Annotated in this window: 22 protein-coding genes and 2 pseudogenes; 15 read left to right on the top strand and 9 right to left on the bottom strand. The window is 73.1% G+C overall.

Annotated elements, in window-relative coordinates:
• Positions 1 to 25: 25 nt before the first annotated feature.
• On the bottom strand, positions 26 to 199 hold the full coding sequence (locus AB0435_RS07215; RefSeq protein ID WP_366006743.1) for a CsbD family protein: 174 nt from the start codon (positions 197 to 199) through the stop codon (positions 26 to 28).
• A 141-nt stretch (positions 200 to 340) separates the two neighbouring features.
• Between AB0435_RS07215 and AB0435_RS07210 the strand changes: the two genes are divergently transcribed.
• From AB0435_RS07210 to AB0435_RS07195, 4 genes are all read left to right on the top strand, one after another.
• The gene (locus AB0435_RS07210; RefSeq protein WP_366006744.1) at positions 341 to 1,654 is read left to right on the top strand and encodes an MFS transporter; all 1,314 of its coding nucleotides are present in this window, start codon (positions 341 to 343) and stop codon (positions 1,652 to 1,654) included.
• 36 nt (positions 1,655 to 1,690) lie between these two features.
• A complete protein-coding gene (locus AB0435_RS07205; protein WP_366006745.1) occupies positions 1,691 to 2,860 on the top strand; it encodes an anhydro-N-acetylmuramic acid kinase in 1,170 nt (389 codons plus the stop codon).
• A 93-nt stretch (positions 2,861 to 2,953) separates the two neighbouring features.
• Complete coding sequence (locus AB0435_RS07200; protein ID WP_366426407.1) at positions 2,954 to 3,889, top strand: DUF5996 family protein; 936 nt, start codon at positions 2,954 to 2,956, stop codon at positions 3,887 to 3,889.
• A gap of 9 nt (positions 3,890 to 3,898) precedes the next feature.
• The gene (locus AB0435_RS07195) at positions 3,899 to 4,678 is read left to right on the top strand and encodes a YoaK family protein (protein ID WP_366006747.1); all 780 of its coding nucleotides are present in this window, start codon (positions 3,899 to 3,901) and stop codon (positions 4,676 to 4,678) included.
• A gap of 22 nt (positions 4,679 to 4,700) precedes the next feature.
• Here AB0435_RS07195 and AB0435_RS07190 read toward each other — a convergent pair whose 3' ends face one another.
• A complete protein-coding gene (locus tag AB0435_RS07190) occupies positions 4,701 to 5,558 on the bottom strand; it encodes a maleylpyruvate isomerase N-terminal domain-containing protein (RefSeq protein ID WP_366426406.1) in 858 nt (285 codons plus the stop codon).
• Positions 5,559 to 5,772: 214 nt separating this feature from the next.
• Between AB0435_RS07190 and AB0435_RS07185 the strand changes: the two genes are divergently transcribed.
• Together AB0435_RS07185 and AB0435_RS07180 are read left to right on the top strand one after the other, a co-directional pair.
• Positions 5,773 to 6,219, top strand: a complete 447-nt coding sequence (locus AB0435_RS07185) for a nitroreductase family deazaflavin-dependent oxidoreductase (RefSeq protein WP_366006749.1) — start codon at positions 5,773 to 5,775, stop codon at positions 6,217 to 6,219.
• Positions 6,220 to 6,443: 224 nt separating this feature from the next.
• Positions 6,444 to 7,331, top strand: coding sequence for an MBL fold metallo-hydrolase (locus AB0435_RS07180; protein WP_366426405.1), 888 nt, complete (start codon positions 6,444 to 6,446; stop codon positions 7,329 to 7,331).
• A 37-nt stretch (positions 7,332 to 7,368) separates the two neighbouring features.
• Here AB0435_RS07180 and AB0435_RS07175 read toward each other — a convergent pair whose 3' ends face one another.
• The 3 genes from AB0435_RS07175 to AB0435_RS07165 form a co-directional block, all read right to left on the bottom strand.
• Positions 7,369 to 8,316: a hypothetical protein gene (locus AB0435_RS07175; RefSeq protein ID WP_366426404.1), complete on the bottom strand. Its 948-nt coding sequence runs from the start codon at positions 8,314 to 8,316 to the stop codon at positions 7,369 to 7,371.
• A 146-nt stretch (positions 8,317 to 8,462) separates the two neighbouring features.
• Complete coding sequence (locus AB0435_RS07170; protein ID WP_366006752.1) at positions 8,463 to 8,660, bottom strand: hypothetical protein; 198 nt, start codon at positions 8,658 to 8,660, stop codon at positions 8,463 to 8,465.
• A gap of 373 nt (positions 8,661 to 9,033) precedes the next feature.
• Positions 9,034 to 10,257: a transposase gene (locus AB0435_RS07165; protein ID WP_366426403.1), complete on the bottom strand. Its 1,224-nt coding sequence runs from the start codon at positions 10,255 to 10,257 to the stop codon at positions 9,034 to 9,036.
• Positions 10,258 to 10,274: 17 nt separating this feature from the next.
• Here AB0435_RS07165 and AB0435_RS07160 point away from each other — a divergent pair, with 17 nt between their 5' ends.
• The 8 genes and pseudogenes from AB0435_RS07160 to narI all read left to right on the top strand — a co-directional run bounded on the left by AB0435_RS07160 (position 10,275) and on the right by narI (position 17,590).
• Positions 10,275 to 10,481 (top strand): Arc family DNA-binding protein, encoded by a 207-nt coding sequence (locus AB0435_RS07160; protein ID WP_366007666.1) that lies wholly within the window; start codon positions 10,275 to 10,277, stop codon positions 10,479 to 10,481.
• A gap of 39 nt (positions 10,482 to 10,520) precedes the next feature.
• Positions 10,521 to 10,898 (top strand): hypothetical protein, encoded by a 378-nt coding sequence (locus AB0435_RS07155; RefSeq protein WP_366426402.1) that lies wholly within the window; start codon positions 10,521 to 10,523, stop codon positions 10,896 to 10,898.
• Between the two features lie 85 nt (positions 10,899 to 10,983).
• The gene (locus AB0435_RS07150; protein WP_366426401.1) at positions 10,984 to 12,108 is read left to right on the top strand and encodes a PP2C family protein-serine/threonine phosphatase; all 1,125 of its coding nucleotides are present in this window, start codon (positions 10,984 to 10,986) and stop codon (positions 12,106 to 12,108) included.
• 37 nt (positions 12,109 to 12,145) lie between these two features.
• Positions 12,146 to 12,868 (top strand): annotated as a pseudogene (locus AB0435_RS07145) (serine/threonine-protein kinase); the annotation flags it as partial.
• 382 nt (positions 12,869 to 13,250) lie between these two features.
• Positions 13,251 to 14,567 (top strand): annotated as a pseudogene (locus AB0435_RS07140) (molybdopterin dinucleotide binding domain-containing protein); the annotation flags it as partial.
• A gap of 34 nt (positions 14,568 to 14,601) precedes the next feature.
• Complete coding sequence (narH, locus tag AB0435_RS07135) at positions 14,602 to 16,209, top strand: nitrate reductase subunit beta (protein ID WP_366007669.1); 1,608 nt, start codon at positions 14,602 to 14,604, stop codon at positions 16,207 to 16,209.
• On the top strand, positions 16,206 to 16,826 hold the full coding sequence (gene narJ / locus AB0435_RS07130; RefSeq protein ID WP_366426400.1) for a nitrate reductase molybdenum cofactor assembly chaperone: 621 nt from the start codon (positions 16,206 to 16,208) through the stop codon (positions 16,824 to 16,826). Before narH ends, narJ begins: the two co-directional genes overlap by 4 nt.
• Positions 16,823 to 17,590 (top strand): respiratory nitrate reductase subunit gamma, encoded by a 768-nt coding sequence (gene narI / locus AB0435_RS07125; RefSeq protein WP_366007663.1) that lies wholly within the window; start codon positions 16,823 to 16,825, stop codon positions 17,588 to 17,590. The genes narJ and narI overlap by 4 nt, the downstream gene beginning before the upstream one ends.
• On the opposite strand, the gene AB0435_RS07120 is transcribed toward narI, so the two are convergent.
• Together AB0435_RS07120 and AB0435_RS07115 are read right to left on the bottom strand one after the other, a co-directional pair.
• The gene (locus AB0435_RS07120) at positions 17,532 to 18,068 is read right to left on the bottom strand and encodes a MarR family transcriptional regulator (RefSeq protein WP_366007662.1); all 537 of its coding nucleotides are present in this window, start codon (positions 18,066 to 18,068) and stop codon (positions 17,532 to 17,534) included. The two genes, narI and AB0435_RS07120, sit on opposite strands and share 59 nt — an antisense overlap.
• A gap of 54 nt (positions 18,069 to 18,122) precedes the next feature.
• Positions 18,123 to 18,875, bottom strand: coding sequence for a uracil-DNA glycosylase (locus AB0435_RS07115; RefSeq protein WP_366007668.1), 753 nt, complete (start codon positions 18,873 to 18,875; stop codon positions 18,123 to 18,125).
• 72 nt (positions 18,876 to 18,947) lie between these two features.
• Between AB0435_RS07115 and AB0435_RS07110 the strand changes: the two genes are divergently transcribed.
• Positions 18,948 to 19,310 (top strand): DUF488 family protein, encoded by a 363-nt coding sequence (locus AB0435_RS07110; protein WP_366426399.1) that lies wholly within the window; start codon positions 18,948 to 18,950, stop codon positions 19,308 to 19,310.
• Between the two features lie 130 nt (positions 19,311 to 19,440).
• On the opposite strand, the gene AB0435_RS07105 is transcribed toward AB0435_RS07110, so the two are convergent.
• Together AB0435_RS07105 and AB0435_RS07100 are read right to left on the bottom strand one after the other, a co-directional pair.
• On the bottom strand, positions 19,441 to 20,037 hold the full coding sequence (locus tag AB0435_RS07105) for a 2'-5' RNA ligase family protein (protein WP_366007660.1): 597 nt from the start codon (positions 20,035 to 20,037) through the stop codon (positions 19,441 to 19,443).
• 66 nt (positions 20,038 to 20,103) lie between these two features.
• Complete coding sequence (locus tag AB0435_RS07100; RefSeq protein ID WP_366426398.1) at positions 20,104 to 21,756, bottom strand: ABC-F family ATP-binding cassette domain-containing protein; 1,653 nt, start codon at positions 21,754 to 21,756, stop codon at positions 20,104 to 20,106.
• Positions 21,757 to 21,903 lie beyond the last annotated feature (147 nt).

Here is a 21,903-nt window from a genome sequence, read left to right as displayed (position 1 = left end):
GCGGGACGGAGTTCCGGGCCGGGCGTCAGTCCTTGAGGGCGTCCTTGGCCTTTTCCTTCGCCGCGCGCAGGTCGCCCTTGGTCTTCTCGCCGCGCCCCTCGGCCGTCTTGCGCTCGTTGCCCACCTTGCGGGCGACTTCCTCCTTGGCCTTGCCCTTGAGCTGCTCGCCCTTGGCCTTGGCCTTCTCGTCGGCGCTCATGGCGTACCTCTCTTCGCAGACGTTTGTTCCGGCCTCGAATCGCGTGCCCGGGTCTCCGGGCGCGAAACAGCCGGCGCCCGGGCTGCCTTGGGCCCGCCGGGCTGCTAGACCTGTCCGGAAGCCCCTTCACAGGGAGGTTCCGTGACCGTACTGACCGGCGGTGGCCCCGGCACCGCCCGCCGGACGCGGGCGCGGCGCGCGCTCCTCGCGGGGTCGGTGGGCAATTTCATCGAGTGGTACGAGTTCGGGGTCTACGGCGCCTTCGCCACGGTCATCGCCGCCGAGTTCTTCGGCGGCGACCCGGGGAGCGGTGCCGAGGGGCTGGTCAAGACGTACGCGTCGTTCGCGCTGGCCTTCTTCTTCCGGCCGGTCGGCGCGGCGCTGTTCGGGCGCGTCGGCGACCGGCTCGGCCGCCGGCCCGCGCTCGTGACGGCCCTGCTGCTGATGACGGCCGCCACCACCGCGATCGGTCTGCTGCCCACCCGCGCCACGCTCGGCGCCGCCGCTCCCTGGGTGCTGACCTTCGTGCGCGCGCTCCAAGGACTGTCCGCGGGCGGGGAGTTCGGCGGCGCGGTGTCGCTGATGACGGAGTCCGCCCCGTGCGGGAAGCGCGGGCTGTACGGGGCGTGGCAGTCGTTCACGGTCGCGCTGGGGCTGCTGGCCGGGGCGGGGCTCGCCGCCGGCACGGCGACGGTCCTGGGGGACCGTGCGCTGTACGACTGGGGGTGGCGGCTGCCGTTCCTGCTGGCGCTGCCGCTCGGCCTGGCGGCGCTGTGGCTCCGGCTGGGAGCGGCCGGAGCGGAGCCCGTACGGCGGACGGAGGAGGCGGCGGCGGAGGCGGCCCCGGCCGCCGCGCCGCGCGAGGTGCTGCGGGCCGTCGCGCTGGGCGTCGGGCGGATCATGGGCTGGTCGGCGGCCGGTTACACCTTCCTGGTGGTCCTGCCGACGTATCTCCAGCACACGCTCGGCGCCACCTTCCAGCAGGCGCTGACCGCCACCTTCCTGGCCAACCTCGGGTTCGCGCTGTCCATCCTGCCCGCGGGCGCGCTGAGCGACCGCGTCGGCCGCCGGCCGGTGATGGCCGCGGGGGCGGGGCTGGTCGTCCTCCTCGCCTTCCCGCTGCTCAGGGTCGTCCAGGGCGAGGGCACGCCGACGCCGGTCAAGGGGCTCGCGGTGCTCCTCGCCGGGGCGGTGACCGGGCTGATGGCCGGGCCGGGACCGGCGATGCTGGCGGAGATGTTCCCCGCCCGGGTGCGCTGCACGGGCCTGGGGCTGGCCTACTCGCTGGCCAACGCCGTCTTCTCCGGCTGCGCCGGGCTCGTCCTCACCGAGCTGCTCGACCGCACCGCCGACGCCGACATCCCCGCGTACTACGCCATGGCGACCTGCGCGATCAGCGGTGCGACGCTGTTGACGCTGCGCGCCGACGACCACCGGCGCGCCCTGCGCGACTGAGACGCGACCGAGACGCGACTGGGAGAGGCGGCGGCGATGCGGGTGATCGGGCTGATGTCGGGGACGTCGTACGACGCGGTCGACGCGGCGGCGGCCGACCTGCTCCTCGACGGTGACACCCTGCGGCTGACGCCGCTGGGCGCGCTCGGCCAGGCGTACGACGAGGGGCTGCGCACGGAGCTCGCCGCCGCGCTGCCCCCGGCGGCGACCACCCTGGAGACCGTGTGCCGGCTGGACACCGGGATCGGGCGGGCGTTCGCCGAGGTCGCCGCCCGCGCCGACCGCGAACTGTGCGAAGGGCGCGCGGAGCTCGTCGCCTCGCACGGCCAGACCGTCTTCCACTGGACGGAGCGCGGCCGCGTCCACGGCACCCTGCAGATCGGCTCACCGTCCTGGATCGCCGAACGCACCGGGCTGCCGGTCGTCTCGGACTTCCGCTCGCGCGACGTGGCGGCGGGCGGTCAAGGAGCGCCGCTGGTCGCGCTGTTCGACACCCTGTGGCTGCGCGACCGGCCGGGCCGTCCCGTCGCCCTCAACCTCGGCGGCATCGCCAACATCACGGTCACCGACGGCGGCCCGGCCTACGACACGGGGCCCGGCAACGCGCTGATCGACGCGGCCGTCCGGCATGCCACGGGAGGACGCCACGCCTTCGACGCCGACGGCGCGCTGGCCGCACGCGGCACCGTGCACCGCCCCCTGCTGGAGCGGCTGCTCGCCGAGCCGTACTACGCGCGGCCCGCGCCGAAGACCACCGGCAAGGAGCTCTTCCATCTGCCGTATCTGCTGGCCGCGTCGGCCGGGCTCGGTCCGCTGCCCGCGGAGGACGTCGTCGCCACGGTCACCGCGCTCACGGCGCGCACCGTGGCCGACGCGGTCCGGGCCCGCGGGGGCACGGAGGTCGTCGCCTCCGGGGGCGGCACGCGCAACCCCACGCTGATGGGCGCGCTGGCGGCGGCGCTGCCCGGGGTGCCGGTGCGCACGTCCGACGAGCTGGGCATGCCGTCTGCGGCCAAGGAGGCGTACGCGTTCGCGGTCCTGGGCTTCCTCACCGCGCACGGTCTGCCGGGCACCGTCCCGGCGTGCACGGGGGCCCGGCACGCCCGCGTCCTGGGCTCCCTCACTCCCGGCGCCGCGCCCCTGCCGCTCCCCTCTCCCCCGCCCGCGGCCCCGGCCCGGCTGCGCCTGGCGCCCGGCCCCGGGTGACGGCCGCGCCCGGGATGCGGGGCCCGGAGCGGCCGCCTAGCCTCGGAGCCGCGGCCGTGCCCGGCCGGGGGCGAGCGCGAGGAGTGAGGCGGCGTGGAGGTCTTTCCCCCGATCCCGCTGGCGGAGTGGCAGGCGTCGAAGGAGACCCTGCACCGCTTCGCGCAGTTCATCGGGAAGATCCGGCTGGCCGGGAGCACCCGGCGGAACCACTGGTGGAACGTCCCCTTCCATGTCACCGGGTCCGGCATCACCACCCGCCCGATGGGGCTGCTGGACGGCAATCCGGTCTTCACGATCGACTTCGACTTCGTGGCCCACCGGCTGATCGTGCGCGCCCTGGACGGCGGCGAGCAGTCGTTCTCCCTGCTGGGGCAGTCCGTGGCCACGTTCCACCACAGGACGCTGGAGGCACTGCGGACGATCGGGGCGGAAGTGACCGTCGAGCATCCGCACCCGTTCGACCTGCCCGACGTGCGGCGGCCCTTCACCGAGGACACCGAGCACGCGTCGTACGACCCGTTCTGGGTCAACCGGTACTGGCAGGTGCTCAGCCAAGTGAGCCTGGTCCTGGAGGAGTTCTCCTCCAGCTACTCCGGCAAGATCAGCCCTGTGCACCACTTCTGGCACACCTTCGACCTCGCGGTCACCCGCTTCTCCGACCGCAGGGCCGATCCACCGCCGGAAGCCGACCCCGTGACCCGGGAGGCGTACTCCCGCGAGGTCATCAGCGCGGGCTTCTGGTTCGGTGACGACACCTTCCCCGGGCCCGCCTTCTACTCCTACGCCGCGCCGGAGCCCGCCGGGCTCGCCGGCCGGCCGTTGCGACCGGAAGCGGCCCGGTGGGCCGAGCGGGGCGGCAGCCACCTGGCCACGCTGGCCTACGACGACGTGCGCGGGCAGCCGGACGCCGTGGCGAAGGTGCTCGACTTCTACGAGACGGTCTATCAGGCCGCGGCCGGCCTCGCGGGCTGGGACACCGGGCGCCTCGCCTGCCCGGGGGGCGTCACCGATCCGCGCGCGGGCATCTGACGGTATGTCATGAGAAGGGTGCTGGAAGGCGCCGCCGACCGGCTGTTCCCCGGCGGCGGCAACACGCACGGCACCCTCCCGGCCGCGCTCGTCCTGCTCACGCTCGTCACCGGCTTCGTGGACGCGGTGAGTTACCTCGGCCTCGACCACGTCTTCGTGGCCAACATGACCGGCAACGTCGTCTTCCTCGGCTTCGCCCTGGCCGGGGCCCGGAGCCTGTCGGCCTGGGCGTCGCTGCTCGCCTTCGGCGCGTTCATGGCGGGCGCGTGGGCGGTCGGGCGCCTGGGCCGCGCCGGGCGGATCGCCGCCGGGCGGCGGGCCGGCCGTCACCTGCGGCGAGGACGCACTCCGGTGTCCTCGATCGCCGGACAGTCCCTGGTCCCCCACACCGGGCAACTGTTCGCCGCCGTCACCGCCACCCACGCGGCCCTGGTCACGGCGGCCCTGGTGGTCACACTGACGGCGGGTCACAGGACGCCCTCGGCGAAGGCCGCGCTCATCGCGCTGCTCGCCTGCGGGATGGGCATGCAGAACGCGGTCGTCCGCGCGCTCGGTGTCCCCGACCTGACGACGACCGTGCTGACCCGCACCGTCACCGGCCTCATCGCCGACGAGCCCGGCCCCGCGACCGTACGCCGCCTGGTCTCCCTGGCCACCATGTTCGTCGGGGCGCTGTGCGGCGGCGCCCTCTTCCTGCGGGCGGGGGCGCCGCACGCACTGGCCGCGGCGGTGGTGCTGCTCGTCGTGGTGACGGTGACCGGGGCCCGCTCCCGGACGCCCGCCGGGTGAACTGACCTGTGGAGCCCGGGAGTCAGGGGCTGGCGATGAGGTCCGTGAGGCGGGTGGCGAGCCACGGCCTGCGGCCGCCGGCCCGGATCCCGCCGCGCGCGACGGCCCTCCAGAGCGGGACGCGCCGGAAGCCGATCAGCAGGAACGCGGTCGGCGCCGCCGTGATCCGGCAGTCGTAGGCACGCGGCGGGGCGTCGCGGGTCACCGTCGCGGCCCCGTCCTCCACGACGACCGCCAGCCGGGGGCCGCCCTTGACGGCGACGTCGAAGGCGACGCGGGCCCGGCGCGCCTTCTCCACGTCCAGGGCGAGCGGCATCATCGTCGGGAACGCCTGCCCTATGACCAGGCGCGCCTCGTCCGGCCCGATCCGCCACGGCAGGCGCGCGCCGCGCGCGACGTCGAGGCCGTGGACGAGGGTCTCGCTGAGCATCAGCCCGGTCGCGGCCGCCAGGGTGAGCACGACGCTCCCGCCGTACCAGGGCGTCGGGACCGGTGTGTCGGGCGCGAGCCCCTCGGTGATCCGGAGGAACCCCTCGCCCCGCTCGGCGACGGCGGCACCAGGACGGGCACGCGCCTCCTCGGCGAAGATGCCGACCGCCTTGGCGTTGACGGCCGTGATCCGCTCGACGAACGGCCCGTCACCGGGCGGCAGTACGTCGTCCCAGCCGTCGAACTCCCCGGTGAACGCGGAGCAGTACGCCAGATACACGGCGCACAGGTGCGCCTCGACGTCGCGCACCGCCCACCCCCGGAGCCCCGAGGGCGCGCCACCGTCCGGCACGTCCCGGAGCAGCCCTGCCAGACGCGGGACCGCGGCGCGCAGCGCGGCGCGGGTCCGCTCGTGCTCGACGACGGGATCGAAGCCGGTGGCCGCGCCCACAGATCACCCCTCACAGCGAACGAAACCGCAGGTTACCGCCGGTAGCCCGGCGGTGGAAGGTGTCGGTGCGGCCCTCGTGCGCGGGAAGTGCACGCAGGGGATGATGTCAGCGGATGTGATGGTTGAAGGAAGGAACCAGGAAGGAACAGAGCGACGTGGGCGACCAGCCCGCTGCGCGCGTTCCGAGACGAGACTCCGAAGACAGGACGGCAGCATGCCTCTTGAGGGTGAGTACGAAGCCAGCCCGGACCAGCGGGCCCGCGAACAGGTCGAGCTGTACGAGAGCTCGGGCGGCACACAGGGGACGACGATGCGGGGCATGCCCGTCGTCGTCCTCACGACCCGGGGCGCGAAGAGCGGCAAGATCCGCAAGACTCCGCTGATGCGGGTGGAACACGGCGGCAGCTATGCCGTGATCGCCTCCCTGGGCGGCGCGCCCAAGCACCCCGTCTGGTACCACAACATCGTGGCCGACCCCCGCGTCGAGCTCCAGGACGGGCCCACACGCCAGGACATGACGGCCCGTGAGGTGACGGGCGAGGAGAAGGACCGCTGGTGGGAGCGCGCGGTCGCGGCCTACCCCGATTACGCCGACTACCAGAGGAAGACCGAGCGCGAGATCCCGGTCTTCGTCCTGGAGGCGACGCCTTCCGGACACTGACCCGCGTACGTCCGGTCGGCCGGCTCGCCCGGCCGACCGGAAGCGGGCCCTTCCCGGATACGGATCGGCACATCAAGATCACCACGCGTGACCGCAAGTGCCGCCAAGAGCAGCGCCGTTCGGCAAGTACAAGGCCCGGGCCCCGTTCCCCTTTCCCCGCGCCGCGGGATATCCCTGATGGTGAGCGGCCGGTCGGCGGGCGCAGCGCGTGAAGGAGTGGGGCCATGGGCGGGGAACGGTTCGACGGCGGCTGGCACGTGGACGAGCGGTGCACGAACTGCGACGTCGCGCGGCAGCTGGCCCCCGGCCTGATCGGGGAGGCGGACGGCCTGTCGGTCGTCCTGCGCCCACCGCGCGACCGGGCCGAGGTCCGGCAGCTCCACGCCGCGGCGTACGCCTGCCACACCCGGTCCATCCACCCGCCGGAGGGGCGGCTCGACGCGGCGCTCGACCCCTTCCCGATGGCCCTGGACGACGGCGTGTACCTGTGCGGGCACAACTCCACGCGCACCGCGGGGGCCAACTCCTATCTGCTGCGCCGCCCCGGCGGCACCACGATGATGATCGACACCCCGCGCTGGAGCGCCCCGCTCGCCGCGCGGTACGAGGCGCTGGGGCCCGTCACCGACGTCCTGCTCACCCACCGCGACCACGCCGCGCACGGCCGCCGCTACGCCGACCGCTTCGGCGCCCGGCTGTGGATCCACGAGGGCGACCTCGACGCCGCCCCGGACGCCGACCACGTGCTCCGCGGCACCGAGGCAGCCCGGATCGCCGACGGTGTGGTCGCCCATCCCCTTCCCGGGCACACGCGCGGGAGCGTCGTCTACGTCGCGGACGAGCGGTACTGCTTCAGCGGCGACAGCTTCTACTGGTCCCGTACGACCGGGGACATCGAAGTGGCGGAGAGCGTCACGTGGTACTCCATCGAGGCGCTCGCCGCCTCCCTGGCCCGGACCGCCGCCGGGCTGCGCTTCGAATGGCTGCTGCCGGGCCACGGCGACCGGCGGCACCTCCCCGCCGACGACATGGCCGCGCGCATGCGGCGGCTGACGGACCGTACGCGAGAACTCCGGCCGCGCGCCGTCGACTTCACCGCTCTGCGCTGGTGACGGCGCGCACGGACCGCCGGAGCCGGCGGATTCTCCGTCAGCCGACCGTCACCTTGACGACGCGGCCGGACGCCTCGGACACGAACAGCTCGCGCCGCCCGTCGTGGTCACCGAAGCCACGGGGGACGCGGACGCTGGTGGGCGTGCGCAGCCCCGACACCAGGACGCAGGACCGGCCGGTGACCGGGTCCACCTGGATGAGTTCGCCGTCGCGGAAGCTCGCGACCACCAGCTTCCCCTCGAACGAGGTGAGGTCGTCGAGCACCTTGGTCTTCAGCGGATTCCGGCTGAGTTCGACGACCGTGGTGTGGGCCGCCGGGTCGTTCAGGGGGACGCGTACGACCGGGGACGAGGTGTCGGTGATGACGCTCGCGTACAGCTGGTCACCCACGATCTCCAGGCCGTTGGTGCCGAAGACGTCCGCCGCCCGCGTCCACTTCTCGTCCTTCGTGCCGTCCGGCCGGAACTTGAGGATGCCGGTGGCCAGCTCGCGGCTGACGTAGAGATTGCCGTCGGCGTCGATGGCCAGGCCGTTGACGCCGGACAGCCCGTCCACGAACTTCTCCGCCTTCGGAGCGACGGCGGTCGGGTCGAACCGCACGATGCCGCCGCCCGTCGCCCAGGACGTCAGCGGATTCACGCCGTAGTCGACGTACATCATCCCGTCGGGGCCGCGCCGGATCCCGCCGGGGCCGCTCACGGGGACGCTGACCTTGAGCGTGCCGTCCGGGGCGTAGCCCTCGACCCGGTTCTTGGTGAGGTGCGAGACCCAGAGGGTGCCGCGCCCGTCGAACTCCAGGTTCTCCTGCCAGTCGAGCAGCGGTACGCCGCCCTCGTGGAAGACCTCGGCGCGTGCCTTCTCTGCGCACGGCGCGAGGGCCTCGGCGCCGGACGCCTGAGCCGCGGCCGCGGGCAGTTGCGAGCCGCCGACCAGCAGCGCGGACACCAGACTCGCGGCGAATATCGCTCTGCGTAAGCGCATCATGACGGGTCGGTCCTTTCGGTTCGATGCCCTTGGGGTGGGCTGTGGCCAACCGGCGCCGACGAAGCGCAAGTTACTCGGCAGTATAGAAGGGGATCAGAGGAATGTTCCAGAAAAGGCTTTCCCGGGCGAACGCCGCCCGTCCGGCCTCACTCGCAGCCGGTGCGGCGGTCGACGCCGGGCAGTAGGTCTTTCCACTGCTTCTCCGACAGCGGTGCGCTGCGGACCGAGCACAGGGTACGGGTCAGTTGATCGAAGTCGGTGCTCACCACGAGACCTCGGCTGCCGAAGGCTTTGAGAGAGCTCCCGCCTGTGGCCGTCATGAAGAGGTCACCAGCAGGGCTCACTTCGAGCACCTCGCCCGGCCCGACGGCACTCGGCTGACCCTCATCTGCGTACCGCAGCGCGTCCGTACCCAGACGACCACGGCCCCAGCGAACGCCGCGGTCCCCCCTCTCCAGCACGACGTCCCCGGCGGCCCCAATGGCCCCCGGCAGCGGCCCGTCCGCCCATCCACAGACCCTGCCGCGCAGCGCAGGCTGCCCACCGAGCCTGCGCCTCAAGTTATCCGGCCCTCCGGGGGCGGTTCACAGCATCCAACGGTGACGGTCACACATCACATGCCCCACCCACCCATCCCATGCATGCTGTGAGGGTATTGACTGCTCCCCTTCTCCTGAAGGGAGGGACTCCCCTCAGGGCTGAGCGGAGATTTCTGGCTCAGGCAGCCTTCCGGGCCAGCGGCCCGGGAGGTCTTATGCCCTCAGCACCAGCAGGGCACAGACCAGCCCTGACAAGCATCACGCGGGCGGAGTTCTTGTCTCTCGGGGAGACCGTTCCGCATGCGATGCAGGTGTAGGTGCGCATCCCCAGCGGCAGTGCGTGCTTGGCTCTCGCTCCGCAGTGCGCGCAGTCCATCGTGGTGTGCGCGGGGTGGACCAGGTGCACGGCTCTGCCGTGCTTGCGGCCCATCTCGATCAGGGACCGCTTCGTCGCTCCGATGGCGGCGTCAGCGGCCTTTCTCGCCACGGTCGTCCTGGCGAGGAACTTCGGGCGGAAGTCCTCCACCGCGATGGCGTCGTGGTCGCGCACGACGCGCTTGGCCCACTTGCGGCCGGTGTCCTCACGCTGCCGGGCAACCTTCCTGTGCAGCTTGGCCCTCAGCCGCTTCGCTTCGCGGAACCCCTTCGAGCCAGCCTGCCCCTTCGCCGGTTTGCGGCGGGCCATCATCCGGTCGTACCGGGTCAGCTTCACCTGGGCCTTCTTCCCGTGCTGGGCATGCGGCAGGTCATGGACTCCGGACGTGGTGGTCGCGGTCTCCTTCACACCCCAGTCCACACCGAGCACCGCGCCCGCCACCGGCAGAGACTCGGCCCGGGCAGCGACGACGAAGCCGGCGTACCAGTGCCCGAGACTGTCCCGGTACACGCGAACCGAAGAGGGTTCGGAAGGCAGGTCCCGCGACCACACCACGGTCAAGCTGATGCCACCGGCGAGTTGCAAACGGCCGTCTTTCAGCCGGAAACCTCGTCGGGTGCAGTTCAGACTCGGGTCGGCCTCGCCCTTCTTCTTCCAACGGGGCATCCCGGCCCGGCGGTGCATCGGAAGCCGGTCCTTGATGTCCTTCTGCGCCTTGGCTCGGGACTTCCCGAAGTCCCGTATGACCTGCTGCTGGGGAACCGACGAACCCTCACGCAGCCAAGCAGTAGCAGTACGAGCCACGGTCAGCATCCTGTCGAGCTGTGCCGGACCGCATGACCCCTTGTCCTCGGGACTGGCCTTGTTGTGCAGGTGGGTGGCCTTGGACTTGGCGACGCATTCATTCCAGATCCAACGGCACCGGTCCCACTCGGCCATCAGCGCGGCGAGCGCGGTGGACGACACGCGCAACCGATAGGTGTACCGGGCGTACCCGGCCCCTTCGGTTGCCACTGATGTCACCATGACGTCAAACTAGCATCGTGATCCGATTCGCGCTGCGTATCCCCGAAGACCTCCACGCCCGGCTGACCAAGCAGGCAACTGCGGACCGGCGGTCCATCAACTCCGAGATCCTGCACCTGCTTGAGGTCGCCCTCAGCGTCCCCATGTCGGGCGACGAATCATCCAGCAGCGATACGTCTACTGCTGCCCCCCTGCACGGGAAGCCGGATTCCGCCCCGGCCTGAAGGCCGGGGACCGCGTTCGTGCGGGAGACCAGGCTGCCCATGAGGGCGAACGAGCCGACCGCGAGCCCGCCCACCCCAGCCCTGCAGGGCGCGGAAGGCGATCAGCCGGCCCATGCTCCGAGCCGCGCCGCCCCACAGTTCGTCGCCTTCAACCGGCTGGTGCAGTCGACACCCGCCCTGCGGGAGTACTGGCACCGCATGTGGCTGCGGCACGAGACCGCCCTGGCCGCCACGATCGCCGAGGCGACCGGCGCCCCGGAAGGCGACATCACCGCCACCGCCCTGGCCCACTTCGCCCTGGAGAGCCTCGGCCAATTCCGCGGCCACGACGATCCCCAGCACGCCCTGCGCGAGGTGTTCGACCTACTGGAGAACGGCTGGGGGCAGCGGATCGGAGGGGTTACGTCCGGCGGCTGACCGCAGGCGCGGCAGCAGACCCCCGCCCGGCAGCGGGCGCCCAAAAGAAGCCATATATCCATATTGCACGGATATGATGCACATCATGGGCAAGCCTGGACAGCAGCGTCTCCATCGTCCCCACGGACGGTGGTCCCCGGTTCTGCTGTCCCCGGTGCTCCTGACGGCGGTCATCGCCAGCCTGGCGTACACCACGCCCAGGAGCATGGCCTTCAGCCGCATCCTGCCCGCGGCCCCCGCCCTCGCGGCCGCCATGTGGCCCGTGCTCCCCACGGTGCTGCTGGGGACGGTCTGCTTTCTGCTCATGATCGGCCTCGGCATCGTCTTCCCCGACCTGGGCACGGGATACACGGCGGCGGGGATCGTCGCGGTCACCGTGGCGGCGGCGTACGGCAGTCACGTCCGGCTCCAGCGGGAGCAGTCCCTCTTCCAGGTCCGGCTCGTCGCCGACGCCGCGCAGCAGGTGGTCCTGGGCCCGATGCCGCGCTGCTACGGCGGCATCGAGGTCGAGTCGCTGTATCTCGCGGCCGCCGCGGAGGCCCGCATCGGCGGCGACTTCTACGAGGTGGCGGACACCGGCTTCGGGGTCCGCCTGCTCATCGGGGACGTACGGGGCAAGGGCCTGCCGGCGGTGGGCGCGGCCGCGGCGGTGGTCAACTCCTTCCGCGAGGCGGCCTACGACGAACCCGACCTGGGCGGCATCGCGCACCGCCTGGAGGCCAGCAGCACCCGCTACAACGCCGCCTTCCCCCCTGACGACCTGATGGAGCGCTTCACCACCGCCGTCCTCGTCGAGATCCCGTACGAGGGCGGCGTCGTCAGGATCCTCAACTGCGGGCATCCCCCGCCGCTGCTCCTGACCCGGGACGGGGTGCGCGTCCTGGACCCGACCGCCCCCTCACCCCTGCTCAACCTCGCGGACCTGATCGGCGATCACTACCAGACCGACACGTTCGACTTCGCCCACGACGACCAGCTGCTCCTCTACACCGACGGCGTCACCGAGGCCCGCGACCGCACCGGCGAGTTCTTCCCCCTGGCGGACTGGATGCGCGGGCAGAAGCCGGCCCACCCCCGCGAACTGCTCGACAGGCTCCACCGCGATCTCCTCCTCTACAGCAGCGGCGGCCTGGACGACGACATCGCGGCCCTCGCCGTACGCTCCCGCGAAACCCCGGCGTCCCCCTCACCCCACAGGTCACACCCTTAGTAAGATCCCACCGTTCCAGGGGGAGGACGGATTCGGCATGGGAATGCTGGCAGCGGACAGCCCGGCGCACATAGGGCCGTTCCGGACGGTCGGGGTGCTCGGGCAGGGTGGCATGGGGCAGGTGCTGCTCGGGGTGGCGCCCGACGGGCGGCTCGTGGCCGTCAAGCGGGTGCACGCCGATCTGGCGGAGGACCCCGGGTTCCGTACGCGGTTCCGGCGGGAGGTGGACGCCTCGCGGCGGGTGTCCGGGGCCTACACCGCGCCGGTCGTCGACGCCGACCCGGACGCGCCGACGCCGTGGCTCGCCTCCCTCTGCCTGCCCGGGCCCTCGCTGAGCGAGGCGCTGGACGCGGGCGGCACGCTGCCCGAGGAGGCCGTGCGGCTGCTCGCCGCCGGGCTCGCCCAGGCCCTGGACGACATCCACCGGGCCGGCCTCGTGCACCGGGACCTGAAGCCGTCGAACGTGCTCCTGACGGAGGACGGCGTACGGGTCGTCGACTTCGGCATCGCCCGCGCGGCCGACCACGAGACGAAGCTGACGCACACGGGCGCGGTGATCGGCTCGCCCGCGTTCATGTCGCCCGAGCAGGTCCGGGGTGAGCGGCCGGGGCCGGCGAGCGACGTGTTCTCGCTCGGCGTCACGCTCGTGACGGCCGCCACGGGCGGGAGCCCGTTCGCGGGCGACTCACCGCTCGCGCTCATGCATGCCGTCGCCCACGACCTCCCCGACCTCGGCTCCGTACCGCCCCCGCTGCGCCGGATCGTCGAGCCGTGCCTGGCCAACGACCCGGCCGCCCGGCCGGCCCCGGGGCAGCTCCTCCGACTGATCGGGCCGCTCTCCCCTTCCGCCCGCCCCTGGCCGGAAGCGGTGTACGAGCGGATCGCGGAGCGCCGGACCTGGGCGACCCGGCTCGCGGCCACGGCCGGCACCACGACGCCACCACCCGTCCCGCCGCTCCCGCCCAACGCGCCCACCACACCCACTCCATCCACTGCACCCGCCGCGGTCGCGCCGCGCCGCCGCCCCCGGTGGCTGATCCCCGCGATCACGGCGGGCACGGTGCTCGCGGCGGCGGCTGTCGCGGTCCTGGCGATCGGCCCGGCCGACGTCTATTACACGTTCGTCCCCGAGCCCGTGCCGCACGGACATGCACCCCTACGTGCACGCCTTCTCCCCCGCCATCGACCCGCCCTGGGAGGCCCGTACCGACTTCGAGATCTTCCACGGACTCGCGGCGAAGGTGGCCGAGCTGGCGGAGGGGCGGCTCGGCACGGTCCACGACCTGGTGGCCACGGCGCTCCAGCACGACACACCCGGCGAGACCGCCCAGCCCGGCGGGCACGTGCCGGACTGGCGCGAGGACGGCGTGCCGGCCGCACCGGGCCGCAACCTCCCCGTCTTCACCCTGGTCGAGCGCGACTACACCGCCGTGGCGGACAGGCTGGCCGCCTTCGGGCCGCGGTGCGAAGAGGACGGCATGCACGTCAAGGGGGTCACCGTGCACCCGGTGCCGGAGGCCCGGTGGCTCGCCGCCCGCTGCGGGACGGCCGCCCGCGGCCCGGCGGCGGGCCGTCCGCTGCTGGACACGGACGTGAAGTTCTGCGAGGCGATCCTCGCGCTGTCCGGCACCACCAACGGCCGGATCGCCGCCGAGGGCTTCGGGGAGCTGGCCCGGCGCTGCGGCCCCGAGAGCGGGCTCGCGGAGCTGGGCGAGGCGGTGGCCGAGCGGCGGGTGGTGTTCTCCGACACCCAGGACCGGCCCGTGCAGGTCGGCTCCAGCTTCGAGTGGTCCGGCAAGGAGGCGCCGGACCGCCGCTACTCGCCCTTCACCGTCAACACCGAGCACCGCAAGCCCTGGCACACCCTCACCGGCCGCCAGCACTTCTACCTCGACCACGACTGGATGGCCGAGCTCGGCGAGCAACTGCCCGTCTACCGGCCACCGTTGGACCTGGCGGCGCTCGGCGAGCACGGCCCCGGCCCGGGCTCCGGGGACGGCCGGGCCGTCACCGTGCGGTACGTCACCCCGCACTCGAAGTGGTCGATCCACTCCGAGTACCAGGAGAACCTCCTGATGCAGACCCTCGCCCGCGGCGGGCCCGTCATCTGGATGAGCGTCGAGGACGCCGAGGCGATCTCGGTGGCGGACAACGACTGGATCGAGGCGGTCAACGCCAACGGGGTCGTCGTCGCGCGGGCGGTGGTCTCGCACCGCATGCCGGCCGGCACGGTGTTCATGTACCACGTCCAGGAACGCCTGGTGAACGTCCCCCGGTCCACGGCGACCGGCCGCCGCGGCGGCGTGCACAACGCCCTCACCAAGCTGCTGATCAAACCCACCCATCTCATCGGCGGATACGGGCAGTTGGCGTTCGCGCCCAACTACTACGGACCCACCGGCAACCAGCGGGACGCCGTCACCACCATCCGGCGGCGCTCGCAGAACGTGGAGTACTGACGTGCCCCGTGCCGAAGCCCCCGTCGGACGCGTGATGGCTCAAGTGGCGATGGTGATGAACCTCGACAAGTGCATCGGCTGCCACACCTGCTCGGTCACGTGCAAGCAGACCTGGACCAACCGGGCGGGCACCGAATACGCGTGGTTCAACAACGTCGAGACCCGGCCCGGCCAGGGCTACCCCCGCGGCCACGAGGACCAGGACAGGTGGAAGGGCGGCTGGCAGCTCAAGCGCGGCCGCCTCGTGCCCCGCGCGGGCGGCCGCGCCCGCCGCCTGGCCCGGCTCTTCGCCAACCCCGAACTGCCCACCCTGGACGACTACTACCAGCCCTGGACCTACGACTACGACACCCTCGTGAACGCACCGCTCGGCGACGACGTGCCCACCGCCCGTCCCCGCTCCCTGACCGACGGCCGCCCCACGGCCGTCACCTGGGGCCCCAACTGGGACGACGACCTCGGCGGCGGCCCCGAGCACCTCGCCGGCGACCCCCTGCTGCGGAAGATGAACGAGGAGGTGCGCCTCGCCTACGAGCAGGCGTTCATGTTCTACCTGCCGCGCATCTGCGAGCACTGCCTCAACCCGTCGTGCGTCGCCGTGTGCCCGTCCGGCGCGCTGTACAAGCGCGTCGAGGACGGCATCGTCCTGGTCGACCAGGACCGCTGCCGCGGCTGGCGGATGTGCGTGTCGGGCTGCCCGTACAAGAAGGTGTACTTCAACCACCACACCGGCAAGGCCGAGAAGTGCACCTTCTGCTACCCGCGCATCGAGGCCGGGGAGCCCACGGTGTGCTCGGAGACGTGCGTGGGCCGGCTGCGCTACCTCGGCGTCATGCTCTACGACCCCGACCGGGTGGGCGCGGCCGCCGCGGTGGAGGACGAACGGGATCTCTACCGCGCCCAGCTCGACTGCTTCCTCGACCCGAACGACCCCGAAGTCGCCCGCGCCGCCGAGGAGTCCGGCATCCCGCACGACTGGATCACGGCCGCGCGCCGCTCCCCCGTCCACGCGCTGATCTCCACCTACCGGCTGGCGCTCCCGCTGCACCCGGAGTATCGCACGATGCCCATGGTCTGGTACGTGCCCCCGCTCTCCCCCGTCGTCGACGCCCTGAGCGGCAGCGGGCACGACGGCGAGGACCCGGCCAACCTCTTCGCCGCCGTCGACGCGCTCCGCATCCCCCTGGGCTACCTCGCCGAGCTGTTCACGGCGGGCGACCCGGGCCCGGTCGAGGCCGCGCTGTGCCGCCTGGCGGCGATGCGCGCCCACCTGCGGCGCGTAAACCTCGGCGAACCCCAGGACCCCGCGATCGCGGCGAGCGTCGGGCTGGACGAGCACGGCATGGCGGAGATGTACCGGCTGCTGGCCCTGGCCAAATACGACGAGCGCTACGTCATCCCCACCACGTACACCAGCGGCACACCCGTCCCGCAGGACATGCCGGGGTGCAGCCTGGACACGGCCGGCGGCCCCGGGATGCTCGGCGGCGGCTTCGACCCGGACGCCTTCCACGCCCCGCCCGCCGTACCGGCCCCGGCGGCCGCGGGCTCCGTGCCCGCGGGGCGCCTGAACCTCCTCAACTGGAACGGCCGCGGCACCCCGTCGGGCCTGTTCCCCCGGCCCGGGAAGGGGGAGCGGTGACCGCGACCGCAGTCCGCCAGGGCGCGTCCCTGCTGCTGGCCTATCCGGACACCGACTGGCCGCGCCGCCTCCGGCTCGTCCAGGAGGCCCTGGCCACCGTGCCCGGGGAGAGCGGCGCCCTGCTCGCCGCGTTCTGCCGGAGCGTGGCCGGCGTGCCCACCCTCGAACTGGCGGCGCGCTACGTCACCACCTTCGACCGCAGCCGCCGGCGCACCCTGCACATGACGTACTACGCCGACGGCGACACCCGGCGCCGCGGCGCCTCACTCGTGCGCATCAAGGGGGCGATGCGCGCGCGGGGCTGGCAGCCGCCCGACGGGGAGCTGCCGGACTTCCTGCCGAGCCTGCTGGAGTTCGCGGCCCGCTGCCCCCGGGAGGGCGGCCCGCTGCTCGTCGAGCACCGGCCCGGGCTGGACCTGCTGCACGGCGCGCTGGAGAAGCACGGCAGCCCGTACGCGGGTGTCGTACGGGCGGTGCGCCTGACCCTGCCCGCCCTTTCGCCGTCCGACCGGCGCCAGGCCCGGCGGCTGGCCCAGGACGGGCCGCCCGTCGAGACCGTCGGGCTGGCCCCCTTCACCGCTCCGGGACCCTCCACTCCTGAGGGCGGCCGCCGATGACGTACGCGGACATCGCCCTGTGGGGCGTACTCCCCTATCTGGTCCTGAGCGTCTGCATCGCCGGTTCCCTCTGGCGCTACCGCTACGACCGGTTCGGCTTCACCACGCGCTCCACCCAGCTCCACGAGGCCCGGCTGCTGTCCGTGGCGGGCCCCCTCTTCCACTACGGGCTGTTCCTCGTCATCGGCGGGCACGTCGCAGGGTTGCTCGTTCCGGAGTCCTGGACCGAGAAGCTGCACGTCACCGAGCGGTTCTACCACCTCAACGCCCTGCTCGTCGGCGGCCCCGCCGGGCTCGCCACGGCGGCCGGGTTCGGCCTGCTGATCTGGCGGCGGGTGCGGACGCCCGCCGTGCGGCGGACCACCAGCCGCAGCGACCTCCTCGTCCACCCCCTGCTCGCCACGGTGATCCTCGCCGGGCTGACCGCCACGGCCAGTGGCGTCGCGGCCCATCCGTACGACTACCGGCGGGGGGTGTCCCTGTGGTTCCGCAGTCTCTTCACCCTCGACCCCGACGTCGGCGCCATGGCGCACGCGCCGCTCGTGTACCGGGTGCACGCCCTGCTCGCCATGGCCCTGTTCGCCCTCTGGCCCTTCAGCCGCCTCGTCCACGCGCTCACGGCACCGCTCGGCTATCTGCTGCGGCCCTACGTGGTCTACCGGTCCCGGTCCCGCCCCGGATCCCCGGTCCGTGACGCTCCCCTGATCACCCGAAAGGAAGCCGGTCACCGGCCTCACCGGTCGCGGGCCACCGCGCGCCCTTGACGGTCAGCCCCAGATCGTCGGCGGCGGTGGCCAGGGCCCGCAGGCCGGGCAGCAGCCCCGCGCGCTCGCGCGGGGTCAGCCGCGACACGAGCGCCGCCACCTCGCCCCGCCGCCGCGTCATCACCGCACCCACCAGGGACGATCCCCGCTCCGTGAGCCGCACGGTCACCTCGCGCCGGTTCGCCGGGTTGGCCTTGCGCCCGGCCAGCCCGGCGGCCTCCAGCCGCTCCACCATCCGCATCGCCGTGGACGGATTGACGTCCAGCATCCCCGCCAGGGCGACCAGCTTGAGCGGGCCGCTGTCCTCCAGCACGACCAGCGTGCGCAGCTGTGGGAGCGTCAGGCTCTCGTCCATCCCCGCCAGCGTCCGCGCGGACATGCCCACCAGGAGCCGTGAGATCGCCATGATCACCAGAGTGATCTCCTCGGCCTCCGCGGCCGGGTCACCGTCGTCCACCCGCAATTCGTCATGTGCCATGGTCACTTGTTATACGCGGTCGGAGGCCGCACGCCGATGCCTGGAGCAGGATGCTCAGCGCACGGGCCCGATCGGCAGCCCGGCGATACCGGCTCCACGGCGCAGCACGTCGCGAAGCATGGCGGGGGTCAACGTCCCTGTGAACAGGTTGCGTTGGCTGGGATGATAGCTGCCGACCAGGCACAGGCGCTGCCCACCGCCGGGGTCGTCGACCTGTGACTCGGCGCCGTGCCCGAAAGCCGGGCGGGGGCGGGGCGGCCGCCAGCCCGCGCTCGCCAGTACGGGCGGCAGCGCCTGCCAGGCGAAGGCGCCGAGCACCACGACCGCCCGCAGTGCCGGCCGCAGCAGTTCGAGTTCGCGGGCGAGCCAGGGGCGGCAGGTGTCCCGCTCGGCGGTGGTGGGCCGGTTGTCCGGCGGCGCGCAGTGCACCGGCATGGTCATCCGTACCCCGGACAGCTCCATCCCGTCGCCGCGGTGGGTGGCCGTCGACCGGGAGGCCAGGCCGAGCTCGTACAGCGCGGCGAACAGCGCATCACCGGCCGGGTCCCCGGTGAAGACGCGCCCGGTGCGGTTGCCGCCGTGCGCGGCCGGGGCCGGCCCGACGATCGCCAGCGGGGCGTCCGGCGGCCCGAAGCCGGGCACGGGCCTGGCCCAGTGGTCCCAGTCCTGGAAGGCCCTGCGCTTCACGCGTGCCACCTCCTCCCGCCAGGCCACCAGCCGCGGGCAGGCCCGGCACGTGACCACCGCCGCGTCCAGGTCCCGGACCGTGGTCATCCGGGGAGCGGTCAGCGCGGGGAAGTCGTGCATGCTCACACGCCTCTTCCTAAAATGGATGAACCGGAAGTTGCTTGCCCACCACGCGGTCCGGAGGGTGCCGTCATGGCCACACAGATCACTTACCGGCGAGTCTACGAAGAGACCTCGCCCAAGGAGGGGCAGCGCGTGCTCGTCGACCGCGTCTGGCCACGCGGCATACGCAAGGAGGACGCGCACCTGGACGAGTGGCTGCGCGACGTGGCCCCCTCCACGGAGCTGCGCCGCTGGTACGCCCACGACCCCGACCGCTTCCCCGAGTTCCGCCGCCGCTACCGCGCGGAACTGCGCGACGCCGGACACCGGCAGGCCGCGGAGCACCTGCGCGACCTGGCCGCGCACGACGGACTCACGCTGCTGACGGCGACGAAGGATGTCGACCACAGCCAGGCGGCGGTCCTGGCGGAGTGGCTCAGCGGGAAGGGCTGACGGGGGCCGGAGCGAAGCAGGCGCGCAGGCCCACCCGCCGCCGGGGCCGGCCCAGCATGCCGCCGGGCGACTTCAGGCACGCGTACCTCGACGGACAGCGCACGGTGTCACGGCGCCTGCGGGCCGTGCCCTACCCCTCGCACGCCTCCAGCCAGTGGACCTCCCCCGCCCCCAGTGCGATCCGGGCCCGGGGACGCATCGGGCCGTCGTCGCGGCGGGAGAGCAGGGTGACCTCCTCGACCTCGGCCGTGAGCGTGCCGAGCCGGACCGCGCACTCGGCGGCCAGGTGCCGCGGGTCCCGGGTGCGGCCGAGGGACAGGTGCGGGGTGAAGCGGCCTCCGCAGAGCGGGAAGCGCGGCCCCAGCGCCCGGTGGAGACGGGTCCACGGCCCGAGGTCGGCCGCGGCCGGGTCGAGCCACACCGTCGCGTCACGCCGGTGCGTGAAGTACCGCACGCCGGCCAGCCGCGCCGTGAACGGCGCGCTCTCCGCCGCCCCGGCGGCGAGCAGCGGCAGAGCCCGTACGAAGTCCTCCTCCGGCACGAAGCCGAAGAGCAGGTTCACATGCGGTGGCCAGCGGCGGACCTGCGGATCGTGCTCCCAGCGGATGTCCTGGATCGCGGGCCAGAGCTGCCGCGGCGGCAGCCACGCCACGGCCGTACGGGCCGTCGGCGCCACGTCGAGCGCGGCCGGCGGCTCGGCCCCGCCGGTAGCCGGATTCCCGTCCACGCCTCCATCGTCCCGGCCGCACCCGCGTCGCACGAGTCGGCGCGGCGTCCGCCAGGGCCTGCTCGCTCAGTCCGTGGCCATCTCGGCGCGCACCTCCTCCTCCGTCGTGTCCCGCAGTCCGCCGTCCAGGCGGAGCCAGCGCGTCGCGCCGATGGACGCCAGGAAGCGGAGGTCGTGGCTGGCCACGACGAGTGCTCCCTCGTAGGACTCCAGGGCGGTCGTCAGCTGCCTGACGCTCGCCATGTCCAGGTTGTTCGTCGGCTCGTCGAGCATCAGCAACTGCGGGGCGGGCTGCGCGAGCATCAGTGCCGCCAGGGTGGCCCGGAAGCGCTCGCCACCCGAGAGGGTCGCGGCCCGCTGGTCCGCGCGGGCACCCTTGAAGAGGAAGCGGGCCAGCCGGGCCCTGATCTCGTTGCCGGTCGCCTCGGGGGCGAACCGGGCGACGTTCTCGGCGACGGTCAGCCCGTCGTCGAGGACGTCGAGCCGCTGGGGCAGGAACCGCAGCGGCACATGGGCCGTCGCCTCCCCGGAGAGCGCGTCGAGCTCGCCGGCGACCGTGCGCAGGAGCGTCGTCTTGCCCGCGCCGTTGCGGCCGACGAGCGCGATCCGCTCGGGGCCGCGCAGCTCGAACTCGCCGTCCACGCGGGCCCCGTGACGCAGCCGCAGCTCGCTCAGCGTCAGCACCGAGCGGCCCGGCGGCACGGCCGTGTGCGGAAGGTCGACGCGGATCTCGTCGTCGTCGCGCACGGCCTCCACCGCCTTGCCGAGCCGCTCCCGCGCCTCGGCGAGCCTCTCCTCGTGCATGATGCGGTGCTTCCCCGCGGAGACCTGGGCCTGGCGCTTGCGCCCGCCCATGACGATCTTCGGCTCGCGCTTGCTGTCCCACATCTTCTGGCCGTACCGCTTGCGGCGGGCCAATTTGACCTGGGCGTCGGCCAGTTCGCGCTGCTGCTTGCGCAGGCCGGCCCCGGCCGCCCGGACCATGCGTTCGGCGGCCTCCTGCTCGGTGGCGAGGGCCTCCTCGTACGCGGAGAGGTTGCCGCCGTACCATGCGATCCCGCCCGCGCGCAGATCGGCGATCTGGTCGACGCGTTCGAGCAGTTCACGGTCGTGGCTGACCACGACCATGACGCCCGGCCACGCCTCGACGGCCGCGTGGAGCCTGCGGCGCGCGTACAGGTCGAGGTTGTTGGTGGGTTCGTCGAGGAGGAGGATGCCGGGCCGGCGCAGGAGGAGTGCGGCCAGGCGCAGCAGGACCGACTCGCCGCCGGACAGCTCGCCGGTGGTGCGGTCCAGGCCGATGTGTCCCAGGCCCAGCCCGGCGAGCGTCGCGGTGGCGCGTTCCTCGACGTCCCAGTCGTCGCCGACCGCGGCGAAGTGCTCCTCGCGCGCGTCACCCGCTTCGATGGCGTGCAGCGCGGCGCGTGTGCCGGCGATGCCGAGGACGTCGTCGACGCGGAGCGCGGTGTCCAGCGTGACGTTCTGCGGCAGGTATCCGATCTCGCCGGCCACGCGTACGGTGCCCTCGGCCGGCCGGAGTTCCCCGGCGAGCAGCTTCAACAGGGTTGATTTCCCTGATCCGTTGACGCCGATGAGCCCGGACCTGCCGGGTCCGAAGGCGGCCTGGAAGCCGTCGAAGACGGTGGTCCCGTCCGGCCAGGCGTAGGAGAGGGACGTGCAGGTGAGGAAGGCGGGGGAAGAGGTGGGTGGCATGGACATACGGGCCTCGCGGGTCGCTTGAGGTGGGAGGTGGCCAGGAAGCGCACGGGGACACCGCGGGGCGACCGCGAGGGGCGAGGGATACGTAGAAGGATCCCCGCACCGACGGGAGGACGGCTGATGCGTCGAGGTCGCACACGGAACGCG

It is taken from the genome of Streptomyces sp. NPDC051173 (assembly GCF_040689515.1).
Taxonomy (GTDB): Bacteria; Actinomycetota; Actinomycetes; order Streptomycetales; family Streptomycetaceae; genus Streptomyces.
Note: the sequence above shows the minus strand (reverse complement) of the source record. Positions and strands in the feature narration are given on the sequence as shown.